Raw genomic sequence first — 17,869 nt, 5'->3', positions numbered from 1 at the left:
CAGGCAAGCCAGCTCCCACACTTGGCACGGTGCGTCAGTTGGATCAGCTTCGGCTGTCAGGCCGTCACGGGAGCAAGCTCCCTCGCCACAGGTCCAGCTTTGCGCCAACGTTGTGTAGATACCTATGCCTATCGCAGGCAAGCCCGCTCCCGCCTTTTGGGAGCAGGATCAATGCGCGAACAACGAGTTGCCCTTCTGCCCTGCCAGCTTTTCAGGCTTGATCAGGAATCGTGCCAGCGCCGGCAACAGCCACAGCGCGCCGAACATGTTCCACAGCAGCATGAAGGTCAACATCAAACCCATGTCGGCCTGGAACTTGATGGCCGAGAAGATCCAGGTGCACACCCCGATGGCCAGGCACAAGCCGGTGAACAGCACGGCCTTACCGGTGGACTTCAACGTCTGGTAATACGCCTCTTGCAACGGCAAGCCAGCGCGCAGGAAGCTTTCCAGACGGCTGTAGATGTAGATGCCGTAGTCCACGCCAATCCCCACACCCAGGGCTACCACCGGCAAGGTTGCGACCTTGACGCCAATGCCCATGAACGCCATCAGTGCGTTACCCAGTACCGAGGTCAGCACCAGCGGCAACACGATGCACAGGGTCGCCGCCCAGGAGCGGAAGGTGATCATGCACATGGTCGCCACGCACAGGTACACCAGGATCAGGATGATCAGTTCCGACTCCTTGATCACCTCGTTGGTGGCCGCTTCGATCCCGGCATTACCCGCTGCGAGAATGAACTCCAGGCCGTCCTTGTTGTTTTCCTTGGCGAAGTCCTGCACCGCATGCACCGCGCGGTCGAGGGTTTCGGCCTTGTGGTCGTTGAGGAACACCAGCACCGGCGCCAGGGAGCAATTGTTGTTGTACAAGCCATCGGCACGGGCGATGGAGTTGTTCAGCACATCCGGGTTGCGCGACAGGGTTTCCCATTTCAGGTTGCCCTCGTTCATGCCCTTGATCATTTGCTTGGACACGGTCACCAACGAGATCGCCGACTGCACGCCCTCGGTGTTCTGCATCTTCCACATCAACTGGTCGATGGGCGCCATGGCTTCATAGCGCGAGCAGCCTTCGGCCTTGGTCTTGACCATCACCACCAGCACGTCGGAGCTGGTGGAGTAATTGCTGATGATGAAGTTGTTGTCCTTGTTGTAGCGCGAATCCGGGCGCAGTTCCGGTGCGCCTTGGTCCAGGTCGCCAATCTTCAGGTTCTGGCTGTACCAGAGGCCGCCACCAAAGGCGATCAACGCCAGGAACACCGAAACCGGCGCGACTTTCGGGCTGGCAAATTTGGACAGCAGGCGCCAGAAGCTATGTTCGCGGTTCGCGTCTTTCTTGCTCTTGGCGATGGCGCGCTTGCTGATGCCCACGTAGGAAATCGCGACCGGCAGCAGGATCAGGTTAGTGAACACGATCACCGCCACGCCGATGGACGCGCCGATAGCCAGTTCGCGGATCACGCCGATGTCGATGATCAGCAGCGTGATGAAGCCCACCGCATCCGCCAGAATGGCGATCATCCCCGGCAGGAACAGTTGCCGGAAGGTGCGCCGCGCGGCGGTGAGGGCGTTGTCTGCCTCGCTGGATTGCAGGGCAATGCCGTTGATCTTCTGCACACCATGGGAAATGCCGATGGCGAAGATCAGGAACGGCACCAGCATCGAATACGGGTCCAGTCCGAAACCGAAGAAGTGCATCAACCCCAGTTGCCAGACCACCGCCACCAATGTCGTGCTCAACACCGCAATGGTGCTGCGCAGGCAGTTGGTGAACCACAGCAGCAGAATCAGGGTGATGACGAACGCAACGCCGAAGAACAGCACCACCATCACCAGGCCATCGATCAGGTCGCCGACCTTTTTGGCAAAGCCGACAATATGAATCTTGACGTTGGGGTTCTGGGTTTCGAACTTGTCGCGGATCTTGTCTTCGAGTTCATGGGAGAACTTGCGGTAGTCCAGGGCCAGCAACTTGCCCTGGTCTTGCGGGTCCGGGTAGGACTCCAACAGCGGGATATCAACGATGCTCGACTTGAAGTCATTGGCGACCAGCCGCCCGACCTGGCCGGACTTGAGCACGTTATTGCGCAACTGGTCGAGGCTCTGCGGCGAACCGTTGTAGCTCTGCGGGATCACCTCCCCGCCGGCAAAACCTTCTTCGGTCACCTCGGTCCAGCGCACGCTGGGGCTCCACAGCGACTTGAGGCCCGAGCGGTCCACACCGGAGATGTAGAACACCTCGTCGTGGATCTGGCGCAGGGTCTCCATGTACTCCTTGGTGAAAATGTCCCCGTCCTTGGCTTCCACCGAAATACGCACGGTATTGCCCAGGTTGGCCAAATCGTTACGGTGCTCCATCATTTTTTCGATGAAGGGGTGCTTGAGCGGGATCATCTTTTCAAAACTGGTGGACGGGCGAATCAAGGTCGCCTGCCAGAACAGGAAGAGGCTCACCAGCAGGCAGATGACGATCACCGCCGGGCGATTGTTGAAGATCAGACGTTCAAGAAAGGTCGCTTTATCGTTGTGATGACTGCTCATTGAATCCCCGCCTTCTTATTATTGTGAGAGCTCTGCGCCGGCCGATGTGGCAACCCGCACGCCACCCTGCCCCGCGAGGATCAAATTGCCATTGCCGGCCGCCGTGACCGCCGAGAGTGAAATACGGTCCGGGCGATTGAACACACTGAAGGTCTGGCCGTCGTCGTGGCTGACCACCACGCTGCCGCCGTTGCCGACCACAACAAGGGAACCGTCCTCCAGCAAGGTCGCCCCCGACAGGCCAAACTCCAACGCGCCACGCGCTGCGTTCAATTGGACCTGTTCCCAAGTGCTGCCGAAATCAGTGGAGCGGTAGAGGTTGCCGCGCAACCCATACGCCAGCAGGGTTTGCGGCTGTGCGGTGCTGATCACGCCAAACAGCGAACCCTCGTAGGGGCCTTCGAGTTTTTCCCAGGTCTGGCCGTCGTCGCTGGAGCGAAACATGCTGCCTTGCTCACCGACGATAAACAGGCCGGCGCCCTTGACCTGGGCGATGGCGTTGAGGTGGTACTGGTCTTCGTTGTCGAGACGCTCGCTCACATCGTTCCAGGTTTTGCCGGCGTCGGTGGTTTCGATCAACGCACCGTAGGCACCCACGGCCAGGCCGTGGTTGGCGTCGTTGAACCACACATCGAGCAACGGCGCTTCGCGTTTGAGGTCTTGATATTGCTGGGTCCACGTGGCGCCGCCATCGGTACTGGCAAGAATCTGCGCATCGTGGCCGACGGCCCAACCGTGCTGATCATCAACGAAAAACACCGCCGTGAGCAGTTGCCGGGTGGGTACTTTGGCTTGGGCCCAGGTGTTGCCCTGGTCATCGGAATAAAGGATATGCCCCCGATCACCGACCGCCACCAGGCGCTTGCCCGCGTGAACCACGTCGATCATCAAGCCTTTGGCGGCCTTGGGGGATTCAATTGCAAAGACTGCGGCGGCGGAGGTATCGCTGGCGGCCAGAACCGGCAGCGACAATGCGCTGCCAGCAAGCAGCGAGAGCGCTGTGGCCAGCAACGCAACCCTGCGTGCGGCGCGTGGGCGGCAAACAACCCAACCCATGACAGGCTCACTCATAGACCTTTCTCCCATTTATTATTGTTAGGTCGTCTTCTCTGCCAGGACCTTGAAACCTGCAATCTAGAGCGCCTGGAGGAAGCAGGAGCCATCCTATCGGGCTTTGGAATCGTCTGACAATCGGCGCTACGTTATCTTTTGTTAACTGGCGGCGTTTGGCCATGTGCTGAATATAGCTATATCAGCTGAAATGATGGCCCCACGTGATCGACGTGATCGTTCCCACGCTCCGCGTGGGAATGCATCCTCTGACGCTCTGCGTCCTCACCGCGCAAACAGCGGGGCGCAGAGCGCCCGGGCGGCATTCCCACGCGGAGCGTGGGAACGATCAGGAAAAATGAATTTTTTATTCTATCTATTGAATTCAGTGAATTTTTATTCCATTAATAGCTTTCCTGAAAACAATAATCCAAAGGACCACGACGATGCGTGAACTCGGAATCGGCTTGATCGGCACAGGCTTCATGGGCCGCGCCCACGCGCTGGCGTTCAACAACGCCCGGGCGGTATTTGAACTGCCGGTGCAGCTCAAGCTGGCCGCCCTGGCCGATGCCGACACCGAACGCGCCCAGCGTTGCGCCAGCGCCTGGGGGTTTGCCCAGGCCCATGGTGACTGGCAAGCGCTGATCAACGACCCAAAGGTCGACGTCGTGGCCATCACCACCCCCAACCATTTGCATTACCCCATGGCCATGGCCGCGATTGCGGCCGGCAAAGCCGTGTATTGCGAGAAACCCCTGGCCGTCAGCCTCGAACAAGCCGACGCCATGCGCCGCGCAGCCCATACCGCCGGGGTGGTGACGCGTGTCGGCTATAACTACCAGCACAACCCCATGATCGTGCTGGCCCGGCAGATGATTGCCCAGGGCGAACTGGGCCAGATCATCAGTTTCCAAGGTGAGTTCAGCGAAGACTTCATGGCGGACCCGGCCTCCCCTTGGTCGTGGCGCTGCGAAGTGGAGCATGCTGGCGGCGCCCTGGCTGACCTGGGCAGCCATTTGCTGTCAATGGCCCGCTACCTGGTGGGCGACGTGACCCATGTCTGTGCCGATACCCAGACCGTGCATAACCAACGCCCCGCCACTGCCGGCAGCCCAACCTCAAAAGCCATTGCCGTGGATGACCAGGTGCACGCCCTGCTGCGCTTCGCCAACGGTGCACGCGGCACGGTGAGCAGCAGTTGGCTCAAGCACGGTTACAAGAACCATCTGAGTTTCGAGATCAGCGGCACCCAAGGCACGCTGGCGTTTGACCAGGAGCGCTTGAATGAACTGCGCCTGCACCGCATCGGCCAGGACGGCTTCCAGCGCCTGCTGGCTGGCCCCGCCCTGCCCGGCTATGCGGCGTTCAGCCCGGCGGCGGGGCATCAGTTGGGTTACAACGAATTGAAGACGTTGGAAGTGCACGAGTTGATCATGGCGCTGGCCGGCCAAGGGGATCAGGGGACGGACTTTGAAGCGGCGTGGGAGGTGGAGCGGTTGGCGACGGCGATTCGAGTGGCCGCCCTTGAGGAACGCTGGGTAAAAGTGGGCACGGTTTAAAAAGTGGGAGCGGGCTTGCTCGCGAATACGCTGTGTCAGTCGGCACCTTCAGTGCCTGAACCGCCGCATTCGCGAGCAAGCCCGCTCACACATTTGGTCATCTGAACCATTCAATCAGCGCAAGGCCCGACGCAGCACTTTGCCCACCGTGGTCTTGGGCAGTTCCGTGGTGCGAAACTCCACATACTTTGGCAGCTTGTACCCCGTCAGGTACTCCCGGCAGTGCGCAAGAATCTGCTCCTGGGTCAGGGTCGGGTCCTTGCGCACGACGATGATCTTGACCTTCTCCCCGGTCACTGGGTCTTCGACCCCAATGGCCGCCACTTCAGCAACCCCAGGGTGCATGGCCACCACGTCCTCGATTTCATTGGGGTACACGTTGAAGCCCGAGACCAGGATCATGTCCTTCTTGCGGTCCACCAGGCGGATATACCCGCGTGCGTCCATCACGCCGATGTCCCCGGTGGACAACCAGCCCTCGGCATCCAGCACCTCAGCGGTTTCCTTCGGCCGTTGCCAGTAGCCCTGCATCACTTGCGGGCCACGTACTTGCAACTCGCCCTGCTCGCCGATATCCGCCAGTTCGCCGTCTTCGCGTACGAAGCGCACCCAGGTAGAGGGCAATGGAACGCCAATGCTGCCGGTGAATTCCATCTCGCGCATGCGGGAAATATCAATAGGGCTGATGCTCACCACGGGCGAGCATTCGGTCAGCCCGTAGCCTTCGATGATCGGCAGCCCGGTCACCTCTTTCCAGCGCTTGGCCACGGCGGTGTGGGTGGCCATGCCGCCAGCAATCACCAGGCGCAGGTCGGAAAAGTCCCGTGCACAAAATTCCTTGTTCTCCAGCAACCCGTTGAACAGCGTGTTCACCCCGGCAATGCCATTGAAGCGTTCCTTGCGCAGGATCATTTGCACGCGCTTCACGTCCCGAGGGTTGGCGATGAGGATATTGCGCCCGCCCAGGCACATGAACATCAGGCAGTTCACCGTCAGTGAGAAGATGTGGTACAGCGGCAGCAAGGTCACGTTGGTTTCCTGCTTGTGCAGGTTTAACTGGTCACCGACCCAGGCCTTGGCTTGCAGCAGGTTGGCAATGATATTGCGATGGCTGAGCATCACGCCCTTGGCATCGCCGGTGGTGCCGCCGGTGTATTGCAGGAAGGCCAGTTCATCGCGGTGCAGGCTGACCGGCAAATGGTGCATGGCCCTGCCCTGTTTGAGCACCTGGTTGAAACGCAGCGAACCGGGCAGCCTGAAGGCCGGTACCTGCTTCTGCACGCTGCGCAGGATGAAGTTCATTGCCGCGCCCTTGAAGGTGCCCAGCAAGTCGCCAATGGCCGCGACCACCACTCGCTTGACGCTGCTGCCCACCATGGCTTTTTCCAGGGTATGCGCGAAATTTTCGAAGATCACCACGGTTTCGGCGCCACTGTCCTTGAGCAGGTGCTTGAGTTCGTGGGCGGTGTACAACGGGTTGACGTTGACCACCACCGCCCCGGCCAGGATCGTGCCCAGCAGGCAGATCGGGTACTGCAAGCAGTTGGGCATCATCAGGGCCACGCGGTCGCCCTTCTTCACGCCCTGGTCCTGCAGCCAGGCGGCAAAGGCAATGCCCTGGGTGCGCCAATCGGCATAGGTCATTTGCGTGCCGATGCTGACGTAGGCCACCCGTTCACGGAACTTCTCCAGATGCTCCAGGAACACTTCGCGCAGCGACGGGTAATCCTCGATCCCGGCGTCAATGTCCGCTGGCACGCCGGGCAGGTAAGTGTTCAACCAAATACGTTCGGTGTGTTCCAGGCTGATAGCGTTCATCGCAGTGTCCTTATTGTTGTTTTTGATAGCGCTACTTTTCGACGATGGCGGTGATGCCCAACCCACCCGCCGCGCAGATCGAAATCAGGCCGCGACCGCCACCGCGTTCATGGATGGCCTTGGCCAGCGCCGCCAGTTGCCGGCCACCGGTGGCCGCAAACGGATGGCCGCAGCCCAATGAGCCGCCGTTGACGTTCATCTTGGCCCGGTCGATGGCGCCCAGGGGGGCGTCAAGGCCGAGTCGCTCGCGGCAATACTGCGGGTCTTCCCACGCCTTGAGCGTGCACAACACCTGGGCGGCGAACGCTTCGTGGATCTCGAAGAAGTCGAAGTCGGCAAACCTCAAGCCTTCCCGCGCAAGCATGCGTGGCACGGCGTAAGCCGGCGCCATCAGTAGGCCCTCGGTGCCGTCGACAAAATTCACCGCAGCCGTTTCGCCGGTGCGCAAGTAGGCCAACACCGGCCAGCCATTGGCGGCGGCCCATTCTTCACTGGCCAGCAGCACCACCGAGGCGCCATCGGTCAGGGGCGTGGAGTTGCCGGCGGTGAGCGTGCCGTTCTGGCGGTCGAAGGCCGGCGACAAGCCGGCGAGCTTTTCCAGGCTGATATCGGCACGCAGGTTGTTGTCACGGGCCAAGCCGCGATGGGGGCTGATCAGGTCGTCGAAGAAGCCGCGTTTATAAGCCGCATCCAGGCGCTGGTGGCTGGTGAGGGTCAGCTCGTCCTGGGCCAGGCGCTTGATCTGCCAGCGCTTGGCCATTTCTTCGCAGTGCTCGCCCATGGACAGGCCGGTGCGCGGCTCGCCATTGCGCGGCAGCAACGGTTTGAACAGCATCGATGGGCGTACGTTCATCAAGGCCTTGAGCTTGTCGCCCAGGCTTTTGGCGCGATTGGCCGCAAGCAAGGTATGGCGCAAGGATTCGTTGATGCCAATGGGCGCGTCGGAGGTGGTGTCGGCACCACCGGCAACGCCCACTTCGATCTGGCCGAGGGCGATTTTATTCGCCACCAGCAGCGCAGCTTCAAGCCCTGTGCCACAGGCTTGTTGCACATCATAGGCAGGGGTTTGCGCAGACAACGTGGTGGACAACAGCGCCTCGCGGGCCAGGTTGAAATCCCGTGAGTGCTTGATCACCGCTCCGGCGGCAAACTCACCCAGGCGTTGGCCGTGCAGGTTGTAGCGCTCCACCAATCCTTGCAGGGCGGCGACCAGCAGGTCCTGGTTACTGTCGTGGGCATACACCGTGTTGGAGCGCGCAAATGGAATACGGTTGCCGCCGATAATCGCCACGCGGCGGGTCGGGGCTGGGGTAAAACTGTAGTCACTCATTGCTGGCTCTCTTTCCAAATGAATAGCCCGCGCATATGGGGCTTGTCCCCGGCGAAATTGCGCACTTCGAACTCGCGCCGTGGCCCGCTTACGGGGTGGCCCCACAGGGCTACCTGGCCGGGCAGGAAGATCGGCAATTTGAAGTCGCAATGGGCCTCGGCCTGGTCCAGGCCAGCGGGCGGCTGTTGCGCTGCCAATGCGCGGCCCAGGGTCCACATGCCATGGGCGATGGCGCGACGAAAGCCGAAGAGCCTGGCACCGATGACCGACGTGTGAATGGGATTGAAATCCCCCGACACCTTGGCAAAGCGTCGCCCCAGGTCGGCGGGCAGTACCCAGCGCTGGGTGCGTAACAGACCGTCTTCCTGCAGTGGCAGAGGGTCATTCCAGGGTTCACCCACCGGATTGCTGACGTCACGGCGCAAATACAGACTGTCGCTTTCCCACACCAGGGTTTCCTGGCTGTAGGCACGGGTGGCGATACTCAAGGCCTGCCCTTTTGGATGGGCCACCCAGCGCTCGCAATACACTTCCAGGCGCACCGCCTGGCCCTCGTGCAAGCGTTGGTGCTGACAAATGCGATTGGCCAGGTGCACCATGCCACTGGCCGGGTACGGGAAGCTTGGCCGAGTCAGCAGCATGAGGTGCAGTGGGAACGCCAGCACATGGGGATAGGACAATGGCACGCCCTGCTCGCGACGAAAACCGCACGCCCGTGCGTAAGCGGCGATACCGGCCGACGAAAGCTCCACCGCGCTGCGCACCAGGCGTGCTGCAGGCAATGGCGGCGCACCGTCGAGTTTGGGTTTGCGCAAGGCGCGCAGGCCGTCGAGCAATAACTGCGTGCGCGACGGCGGTGGGTCGATAATCTGCGTCACGTAGTCCATCGGTCAGGCTCCCAACAGGCTTTGGCCGCACACCCGCACCACCTGGCCATTGACGCCGCCCGACGCCGGATGCGCCAGCCAGGCAATGGTCTCGGCCACGTCGATGGGTTGCCCGCCCTGGGACAACGAATTCATGCGCCGCCCCGCTTCGCGGATCATCAGCGGGATCTTCGCGGTCATCTGGGTCTCGATAAAGCCGGGTGCCACCGCGTTCACCGTGACCTGCCGGGCTGCCGCACGCGGTGCCAGGCCCTGTACCAGGCCTATCACACCGGCCTTGGACGTGGCGTAGTTGCTCTGCCCCAGGTTGCCGGCGATACCGGAAATCGACGACACGCACACAATGCGCCCACCAGGGTTCAAACCCTGGCTGTCGAGCAAGGCCTCACTGAGCTGCCACGGCGCTTCGAGATTGACCGCCAGCACACTGCGCCAGGCGCCCTCGGTCATTTTGGCGATGGTCTTGTCGCGGGTGATGCCGGCGTTGTGCACCACCACATCAAAGGCGCCGTATTGGCTGACGTGGGTTTGCAACAGCGCGGCGGTGTCGGCGGCGGTGATATCCAGGGGCAACGCCGAACCGCCCACGCTGGTCGCCGCCTGCTGCAAGGCTTCCTGGGCCTGGGGCACGTCCACACACACCACATGGGCACCGTCCCGCGCCAGCACCTGGGCAATCGCCAGGCCGATGCCACGGGAGGCGCCGGTGACCAGGGCGCGTTTGCCGGCAAAGGGTTTGTCCCAGTTGATGGCGGCATGGCCATCGACCGGTTTTTCCAGGCGCACCACTTGCCCCGAGACATAGGCGGAGCGGCGCGACAGGAAAAACCCCAGGCTGCTGTCCAGCGCGTCTTCCGCGCCCGGCGCCACGTACAGCAGTTGCACGGTGATCGCGCGGCGCAGCTCCTTGGCCAGCGAACGCACCAAGCCTTCAAGGGCGCGTTGGGCGATGGCCTGGGGCAAGTCGTCGCAATGCTCGGGTGCCGTACCGAGTACCACCACCCGGCCATGCTGGCCGAGGCGCTTGGCGTTGCTGTGAAAGAACAGGTAGAGCTCATCCAGCTGCTGCAGGTCGGTCACGCCGCTGGCATCGAACACCGCGCCTTGCACCTTGACCGTGGACGGTGCCTTGAGCGTCGCCGGGGTCGCGGCGACGGTGTCGGTGGCGCTGAACACGCGCTGCACCGAGGCCTCCAGGCGCCCTGCCCCGGCGATGATCACAGGATTAGCCAGGCCGGCCTGGCCGCTGCGATGCCGTTGCAGGGGCAAGGGTTGCGGCAAGCCGACCGCCTGGGCCAGACGCCGGCCCCAGGGGGAATTAACAAACGAAAGGTAACTGTCACTCATAGAGGGTTCCACTCACAACACAATGGCTGTCTTGTAAACCCGATCGAATGTGGGAGCTGGCTTGCCTGCGATGCCGACGACTCGGTGTATCAGTCAAACCGAGGTGATGCCATCGCAGGCAAGCCAGCTCCCACAGGTGGACCGGGGTTCTCTTAATTGACCGGAGCGCTGCGCCGTTTGGCCACCGGTTCGAGCGCCTGCTTACGCTGCTGCAGGGCCTCCAGCAAACCAAAGTCCTGGGGAAAGTCGTCCACCTGGATACCGTGGTCGGCGTATTCCACATAGCGCGCCAGCAAGGCGTCTTCGTCGTCGCTGATCAAATCCAGCGCCCGCGCCTTCACGCGCCAATCGGTGAAGGCCGTGGCAGAAATCGGCAGCGGGCCGAGCAGACCTTGCTTGATGGCGGGCTTGAGCCGCGCCTCGATCAGCTCCACTTGGGGCAGCAAACGGAAACCCAATTCGCCGTAGGCCAGCTTGTCGACTTCCGCACGTGGGATGTAGGAGTTGGCCAGCAAACGGTCGCGGGTCTCGCCAGGGGTCTGCACCACCTCCGCCACCTGCGCCAACAGGCGGTCCGACGGTTTGCGCAGCGGGATGCCAAACGGAAAGCTCAAGGTGCGCACCACTGCTGCTGCGGGTTTTGAAGGGTAGTTGTCGAGCACTTCGGCCAAGGCTTCGTGGGCGCGCAACAAGGCGTCCTGGGCCGCCCAGTGCACCAGCGGCAAGTCCGCCTGGGGCCTACCGTCATCCTCGAAGCGCTTGAGCACGCAAGACAGGATGTACAGCTGCGACAAAATATCCCCCAGGCGCCCGGTAATACTTTCCTTGCGCTTGAGGGCACCGCCCAGCACGCCCATGGAGATATCCGAGATCAGCGCCAGCACCACCGACAGCCGATTGGCCTGGCGGTAGTAGGCAGCCAGCGCCGGGTCGGTCTTGGCCGGGGCCGCAATCAGGCGCCCGCCGGTCAGGGCATGCACCGCTGCGCGTACGGTGTTGGCCACGACAAAACTCACATGGCCAAACATTGCGCTGTCGAAGTCTTCCAAGGCCTTGCGCCGGTCGGGGTTGTGCGCCGCCTCCATCTCGCGGAACACGTAGGGATGGCAACGAATCAAGCCCTGGCCAAAGATGATCAGGCATCGGGTCATGATGTTCGCGCCCTCCACCGTAATGGCGATGGGACTTTGCTGGTAGGCACGGGCGAGGAAGTTATTGGGGCCCATGCAAATGCCTTTGCCGGCGACGATGTCCATGCCGTCGTTGACGATGATGCGCGCCCGCTCTGTGACGTGGTACTTGGCAATGGCCGAGATCACCGACGGTTTCTCGCCGGCGTCCAGGGATGCCACCGACACCTTGCGCACCGCATCACAGGCATACAGATGCCCGGCCATGCGCGCCAGCGGCGCCTGTACACCTTCGAACTTGCCGATGGGCAGGCCGAATTGCTTGCGCATCGCCGCATAGGCTGTGGTACCGCGCACCGCCACTTTACCCAGGCCGACGTTGGCCGAAGGTAGGGAAATCGCCCGACCTGCCGCCAGGCATTCCATCAACATGCGCCAACCGTTGCCGATTTGTTCGCGGCCGCCGATCACCCATTCCAAGGGAATGAACACATCCTTGCCGGTGGTTGGGCCATTCTGGAAAACCGCATTCAACGGCCAGTGACGCCGGCCGCTGTTTACCCCTGGATGGGAGGTGGGGATCAACGCACAGGTAATGCCCAGGGAACCTGGCGCGCCAAGCAAGCCCTGCGGGTCTTCGGCACGGAACGCCAGGCCCAGCACCGTGGCAATCGGGCCGAGGGTGATGTAGCGCTTGTCCCAGGTCACTTTGAAACCCAGTACTTCCTCACCCTCATGCATGCCTTTGCAGACAATGCCCAGGTCGGGGATCGCGCCTGCATCCGAGCCGGCATAGGGGCTGGTCAGGGCGAAACACGGAATGTCGTCACCGCGTGCCAGGCGCGGCAGGTAGTAGTTGCGCTGGGCGTCGGTGCCGTAATGCAGCAGCAGCTCGGCCGGGCCCAGGGAATTGGGGACCATCACCGAAATCGCTGCCGCCGAGCAGCGTGTCGACAGCTTCATCACCACCTGGGAATGGGCGTAGTGGGAGAAGCCTTTGCCGCCGTACTGCTTGGGAATGATCATGCCGAGGAACCCGGCATCCTTGGTGTACTGCCAGCCCTCTGGGGACATGTCCTGCCAGACCTGCGTGGTTTCCCAGTCGTTGGCGATGTCGCACAGGGTTTCGACTTCATTGTCGAGGAAGGCTTGCTCCTCCGCGCTCAGGCTGGCCGGCGCGGCTTGCAGCAGGCGCTGCCAGTCGGGCTTGCCGCTGAACAGCTCGGCATCCCACCACACGGTGCCGGACTCGATAGCCGCACGCTCGGTATCGGACATCGCCGGCATGATCGTGCGAAACAGGCCCAGAGCCTTGGTGGTCAACAGTTTGCGGCGCAGGGGTTTGATCGCCAGCACCAAGGCGGGCAGCACCACCAGCACTGCCGCCAAGGCAATGCCCGGCACGGCCACTGCGTTGAACAGGTAACCCACCACCAACCAGACCAGGCCAGCGCCCAGCCACAAGGTAGCGGCGGCTTGTCGATACGCCAGGGTAATCGCGGCGGCGAGACCCACCAATAACCAGATAAGCATGGGGATACCTCTACTTGATTCAGGGTGTGGCAAACGCGTGGGCAACTCGATATGAACTGCGGCTGAAAACCACACTACAAACTTTAAAGAGCAAATTCAAATTTTGTTTTGAAATTTTTATTTAATAATTAAGCCAAAAAAAACACGGCTGAATGCCTCAACCGGTCCTCACCGACATAGATCACCGCCCTGTAGAAAGACGCAGCTCGGAGGAAGGCTGCAAGATGCGCTTGCCGCCCTCCGCCATCGTCCTCAGGCCCCGTCAGAACGCATAGGTCGCTGACAAACTGACCACATCACCGGAAGACTCGGCCTTGCCATCCAGACTTGCACCGCCCAGTCGGTCGATGTTTTTGGTCTTGAGATTGACCTTCTGCACGAACTGATGGGAATAGGCCACATCCAGACTCAAGCCCTTGACCGCCTTCACATCGTAGCCAGCCCCCAGCGAAAGGAACGTACGGTCGCCATCGGGGATACGTGGATCGCGGGTGGAGTTACGTGTAGGCGTCTGGTCGATAGCCACGCCGGCACGCAAGGTCAGTTCATCGGTCGCACGGTAGTCACCGCCGAGGGAGTACATCCAGGTGTTTTTGTAGTTGTAGGGAATGGAGACAATGCGCATATCGCCGGAGTCGAGGGTCAGGTCCTTGAACGACGACCATTCGGTCCACGTGACGCTGGCACCCAAGGTCAGGCGATCGTTGAACTGATGCACCCAATCCAGGCCCGCGGTGGCAGGAATATCCAGTTGAACCTTGGCATGCGCACCGTTGGGGGCCAATTCCAGCCCGGGGTAGGCGGTGTTGACCAGCGTACCGGTGCCCCCGAATGGGCTGGGCTGAGTCATAAGGTTGTAGGAAAACTGATCGGCGTACAGGTTGTACTTACCCGTCATCTTGTTTTTGATCTTGGCGTGGTAATTCAGGCCCAGGGTGTCGCGCTCGGTGGGCTTCCACACCACGCCGGCAAACCAGCCAGTAGAAATATTGTCGACCTTGACCCGCATCAGCGCATGGCCCACGTCTGAGGGGAAGTTGATCCCGCCCAGCTCGGAGTCCGACACTGCCGCAGCGGACAACAGGTCGACGTTCTGGCTGACGAAGCCCTTGCTGTGCTGCACGATCATGCCGCCGCCCACGGAGAACTGGTCGTTGACTTTAAACGACAGCGAGCCCGTCAACCCGACGGTTTCGATTTTGGTATCCACGGCAAAGTCGCGCAGTTTGGAGTCTTCATTCCAGGTAGAGCGCATGCCCTGAGGTACCACTTGGCTCAAACCGAAGGCAAACCGGTCGCCCAAGGGCATTACCATGAAGCCGGTGGGCAGCCAGGCCGTGAAGCCGCCCTGGCCACCGTCGTTGTTATTGACAGCGGTTGCGGCGCCATCGGGAAAACCGTTCTCGTCCAACGGCGTACTGGAAATCGGGTTGCCGGCGTAATCCGAGGCACTGCCCTTATACTTGATCTTGATGCGCGCATAGTCGACCGTGAATTGCGCAACATTGTGTTCGACAAACGCCATGGCGGCCGGGTTGTTGTAGGCCGAGCTAGGGTCGTTCTTGAACAACGAGCCGCCGGCAAATGCCCTGCCCCAACCAGGTGCGCCGTAGGTCGGGGTTGAAAAACCGCCAGCCTGTGCAGGCGCGATGAAGGCGGTTACCCCTCCCATCAACGCCAGCCCCAGCAAAACCTGCACGTGTTGTTTCTTATTATTCATGCGGCACTCCTTTTTGTTATCCCTGTGAACCGGCCTCGCCCGTTCGTCTTGCTGCCCGGCACTGCCTGAACTGGCGCCTGGAAAAGGCGCCAGTCTTTCAGCAGGTGATCAACCCAGTGTTCCGACCGGCCATCAAGGCACGATGGTGAAGGTTGGGCTTGGGGTCACGCTCAAGCTCACCACGGTGCAGCTGCCGCTGAGCCCTTGGTTGGCCGCCGTCAGCACCCCACCGCTGTAGCCCACGGTGATGGTCGATGGGCCACAGTTAGAGGCTGGGTACAGGACCGAAGAGGCGATGGTATAGCCGACATTGGCGACCGAACCTGCCGCTGGGCCGGTGGCGGTCAATGTCCATGGCAACCCAGTGATTTTTGGCAATGCGCAAAGGCCGCTACCGCTCACCGTCACCCCGGTGATCTTGGCCACCCCAGTGGCGTCGACGTTGCCGGTAAAGTTGGCGGTGCAGTTAACGGTGGCCTGATAGGACGACGGTGACTTCACCGAAATAGTGCCAGGCGCCGTAAAGTTCGAATTAACCGGCGTGATGCTGTAGGCATTGGCCATGGAAGCAGCACCCATGCAAACAGCCAAGGCAGAGAGCGACACGAGAGTTTTCAAGCTTTTCATTGTTTTTCCTCACATGTTATGGCGATTCATTTCGCCAGGGGTAATGGCCATGATCGAGAGGTCACGGTGAAACTGCAGAACTTCCCTTTCCAGCCAAATTTCAATGCATTTACCGCTACAACTGTCGGAACGTGTTATTCGACAACTTTGAAGTTGGGCGGCATCTTGATCGACACCGTCTTGATCTTGCAGTCTTCGCCAATCGCAACATCAACGGCTTCCAACTTGCCGGTGGCGTTATCCCAAGTTCCGTCGACCGTCGACGGCCCACACTTGCCGCCCAGGCCAAAGGCATGCACGTCCACGCTGATCTTCGACATGGAGCCGCTGTTTGTATCTTTGGCGATTAACACCCAGGGCAAGTTGATGGCTTCGACACGGCTGCACTTGAGGCCACCGTCGAACTCGACTTTGTCGACATTCACCGATGAACCATCGGCTGCAACCTTGCCGGCTACCTTGATGGTGCAGTCGGCACTGATGAGCTTGCCTTTGGAAAAGCTGATAGGTCCTTGGGCGGTGAAGGCACTGCCAGCGGGTTCGATACGCGCAGCCTGGGCCTGGTGGTAAGCAATCAGGCCCATGGCCGCCAACAGGATGTGGGCGGTGAACTTGGCAGAACTTTGCATGGTGTACGTCCTTCCCTTGAAATTATTGTTGTAGGGTCAAACCAGGTGCTTGCACTCAAAACGCCGGGCGACAGGGACCTGCGCGATACACAGATCCCGAGTACACCCTGAAGGCTTACTTCATCTCAAAACGGCTTGGCAGTGCCGCTGTACTTCTCCAGGTACTTCAAGCGCTTTGACGGCTGAAGATTGGTCAGGTTGATATCGCCGGCATAGTGATTCAGTACACGATGGTCCATGCGACGCCGCCACAAGTACGGCACATAAGCCCAGACAATCATGCTGGCGTAGCCATACGGAAGTTGCGGTGATTCATCAAAGTGACGCAGCGACTGATAACTACGCGTGGGGTTGGCATGGTGATCGGAGTGGCGCTGCAACTGGAACAGAAAGATATTGGTGACAATTCGATTACTGTTCCACGAGTGACGCGGTGAGCAGCGTTCATAACGGCCATTGGGCAACTTCTGACGCTTGAGGCCGTAATGCTCGACGTAGTTCACCACTTCCAGCAACGAGAACCCGTAGATGCCCTGGATAATCAGGAACGGAATTACCGCCGCCCCCAGCCAGGCAATCATTGCGCCCCACAACACCACGCTGTACATCCAGGCGCTGAGCACCGCGTTCTTCCAGTGCAGGGCCGGCAGGCCGAGTTTGCGCAGGCGTTCGCGCTCCAGGTTCCAGGCCGACACAGCGCTGAACCACACCGAACGCGGCAGGAATGCCCAGAAACTTTCACCGAGGCGCGAGCTGGCGGGGTCTTCCGGAGTGGCGACCCGTACGTGATGGCCACGGTTATGTTCGGTGTAGAAGTGGCCGTAGAAGGTCGGCGCCAGGGTGACCTTGGCCAGGAACACTTCCAGGGGTTTGGGTTTGTGCCCTAGTTCATGGGCGGTATTGATAGCAATACCGGTGGCGGCACCGGTGGACATGGCCATGCCCACATAAGTCAACCAGCTGACTGCACCGTGAAGTTCAGTGCGGGCGGTGATGAACGCGGCGGTCCTGGCCAGCCAGTTCGAGGGTTCCAGGGTGGCCGTGGCGTGCAACAGGCCGCCGTTGATGATCCAGTCTATACCGCCCGCAGCGAGCCAACCGGTGATGACCACCGAGGCAATCACAAACAGCACGCCGGTGTAGACGATCCAGCGGTAGTAGCGTTGGGATTCAAGGTGGCTGACCGCAGATTCGGGCGGGTTGCTGACGTCTTCGCCGAGCAGGCCGTCAATCAGCGGGATCAAGCCGAAGATCACCAGCACGCCCACCCACCACAGTTGTTGCACGCCTGTGGTGATGGCAAGGGCGCCGGAGAGCAAGGGCGTCGCCAGCGGCATGATGCCGAGCCACCACAGGTGGCGTTTGCCGTCGGCCCAGACATGCGGGGCTGCCAGAGTCTGGTTCATGGCAGCCTCCGAACGCATTCGGTGGGCAACGAGGCAGACGACAGATATACGGAGCGTTGACTGCTCCTGGAAATCAACCATGCGATAAAAGGCGTTTTTTTCATTATTTTATTCGCTCTTAGGCATTTCAAAAATAATTTCAAATTACACATTGAAATAATTTTTTTAAATAAATAGCGCGGAATCGTTAGGTCGTCAACTAGTTTCTCCAGCCCTTTTTTCCGTGACCGAGCAGTCTCTTTTCAGCCGTTTGGTCAGGTACTCAGGGGCAGGCGTCAACGCCAGG

General features: G+C 60.7%; 12 protein-coding genes. 1 reads left to right on the top strand and 11 read right to left on the bottom strand.

Features of this window, described 5'->3' with window-relative positions:
* Positions 1 to 168: 168 nt before the first annotated feature.
* Together FXO12_RS03315 and FXO12_RS03310 are read right to left on the bottom strand one after the other, a co-directional pair.
* Entirely contained in the window at positions 169 to 2,544 is a 2,376-nt protein-coding gene (locus FXO12_RS03315) for an RND family transporter (RefSeq protein ID WP_057974813.1), read from the bottom strand.
* A gap of 18 nt (positions 2,545 to 2,562) precedes the next feature.
* On the bottom strand, positions 2,563 to 3,600 hold the full coding sequence (locus FXO12_RS03310; protein ID WP_082430472.1) for a YCF48-related protein: 1,038 nt from the start codon (positions 3,598 to 3,600) through the stop codon (positions 2,563 to 2,565).
* Between the two features lie 440 nt (positions 3,601 to 4,040).
* On the opposite strand from FXO12_RS03310, the gene FXO12_RS03305 reads away from it, so the two are divergent.
* On the top strand, positions 4,041 to 5,156 hold the full coding sequence (locus tag FXO12_RS03305; protein ID WP_057974814.1) for a Gfo/Idh/MocA family protein: 1,116 nt from the start codon (positions 4,041 to 4,043) through the stop codon (positions 5,154 to 5,156).
* Between the two features lie 114 nt (positions 5,157 to 5,270).
* Here the strand turns inward: FXO12_RS03305 and FXO12_RS03300 are convergent, their stop codons facing one another.
* From FXO12_RS03300 to FXO12_RS03260, 9 genes are all read right to left on the bottom strand, one after another.
* Positions 5,271 to 6,974 carry an AMP-binding protein gene (locus FXO12_RS03300; protein WP_054920791.1) on the bottom strand — a complete coding sequence of 568 codons (1,704 nt, stop codon included), beginning with the start codon at positions 6,972 to 6,974 and terminating at the stop codon, positions 5,271 to 5,273.
* A gap of 31 nt (positions 6,975 to 7,005) precedes the next feature.
* Positions 7,006 to 8,304 carry an acetyl-CoA C-acetyltransferase gene (locus FXO12_RS03295; protein WP_057974815.1) on the bottom strand — a complete coding sequence of 433 codons (1,299 nt, stop codon included), beginning with the start codon at positions 8,302 to 8,304 and terminating at the stop codon, positions 7,006 to 7,008.
* Positions 8,301 to 9,191 carry a MaoC/PaaZ C-terminal domain-containing protein gene (locus tag FXO12_RS03290; RefSeq protein WP_057974816.1) on the bottom strand — a complete coding sequence of 297 codons (891 nt, stop codon included), beginning with the start codon at positions 9,189 to 9,191 and terminating at the stop codon, positions 8,301 to 8,303. Before FXO12_RS03290 ends, FXO12_RS03295 begins: the two co-directional genes overlap by 4 nt.
* A 3-nt stretch (positions 9,192 to 9,194) precedes the next feature.
* Entirely contained in the window at positions 9,195 to 10,538 is a 1,344-nt protein-coding gene (locus FXO12_RS03285; RefSeq protein WP_057974817.1) for a 3-oxoacyl-ACP reductase, read from the bottom strand.
* Positions 10,539 to 10,690: 152 nt separating this feature from the next.
* The gene (locus tag FXO12_RS03280; protein WP_057974818.1) at positions 10,691 to 13,201 is read right to left on the bottom strand and encodes an acyl-CoA dehydrogenase; all 2,511 of its coding nucleotides are present in this window, start codon (positions 13,199 to 13,201) and stop codon (positions 10,691 to 10,693) included.
* A 262-nt stretch (positions 13,202 to 13,463) separates the two neighbouring features.
* Positions 13,464 to 14,921: an outer membrane protein transport protein gene (locus FXO12_RS03275; RefSeq protein WP_003190765.1), complete on the bottom strand. Its 1,458-nt coding sequence runs from the start codon at positions 14,919 to 14,921 to the stop codon at positions 13,464 to 13,466.
* Positions 14,922 to 15,053: 132 nt separating this feature from the next.
* Positions 15,054 to 15,548 carry an alkane oxidation protein activator PraB gene (gene praB, locus FXO12_RS03270; RefSeq protein WP_003190764.1) on the bottom strand — a complete coding sequence of 165 codons (495 nt, stop codon included), beginning with the start codon at positions 15,546 to 15,548 and terminating at the stop codon, positions 15,054 to 15,056.
* Between the two features lie 134 nt (positions 15,549 to 15,682).
* A complete protein-coding gene (gene praA, locus FXO12_RS03265) occupies positions 15,683 to 16,177 on the bottom strand; it encodes an alkane oxidation protein activator PraA (RefSeq protein WP_057974819.1) in 495 nt (164 codons plus the stop codon).
* 125 nt (positions 16,178 to 16,302) lie between these two features.
* The gene (locus FXO12_RS03260; protein WP_057974820.1) at positions 16,303 to 17,583 is read right to left on the bottom strand and encodes an alkane 1-monooxygenase; all 1,281 of its coding nucleotides are present in this window, start codon (positions 17,581 to 17,583) and stop codon (positions 16,303 to 16,305) included.
* Positions 17,584 to 17,869: the final 286 nt, after the last annotated feature.

This window comes from Pseudomonas sp. J380, assembly GCF_009827115.1.
Lineage (GTDB): Bacteria > Pseudomonadota > Gammaproteobacteria > Pseudomonadales > Pseudomonadaceae > Aquipseudomonas > Aquipseudomonas paracarnis.
This window is presented reverse-complemented; position numbering and strand designations above follow the sequence as displayed.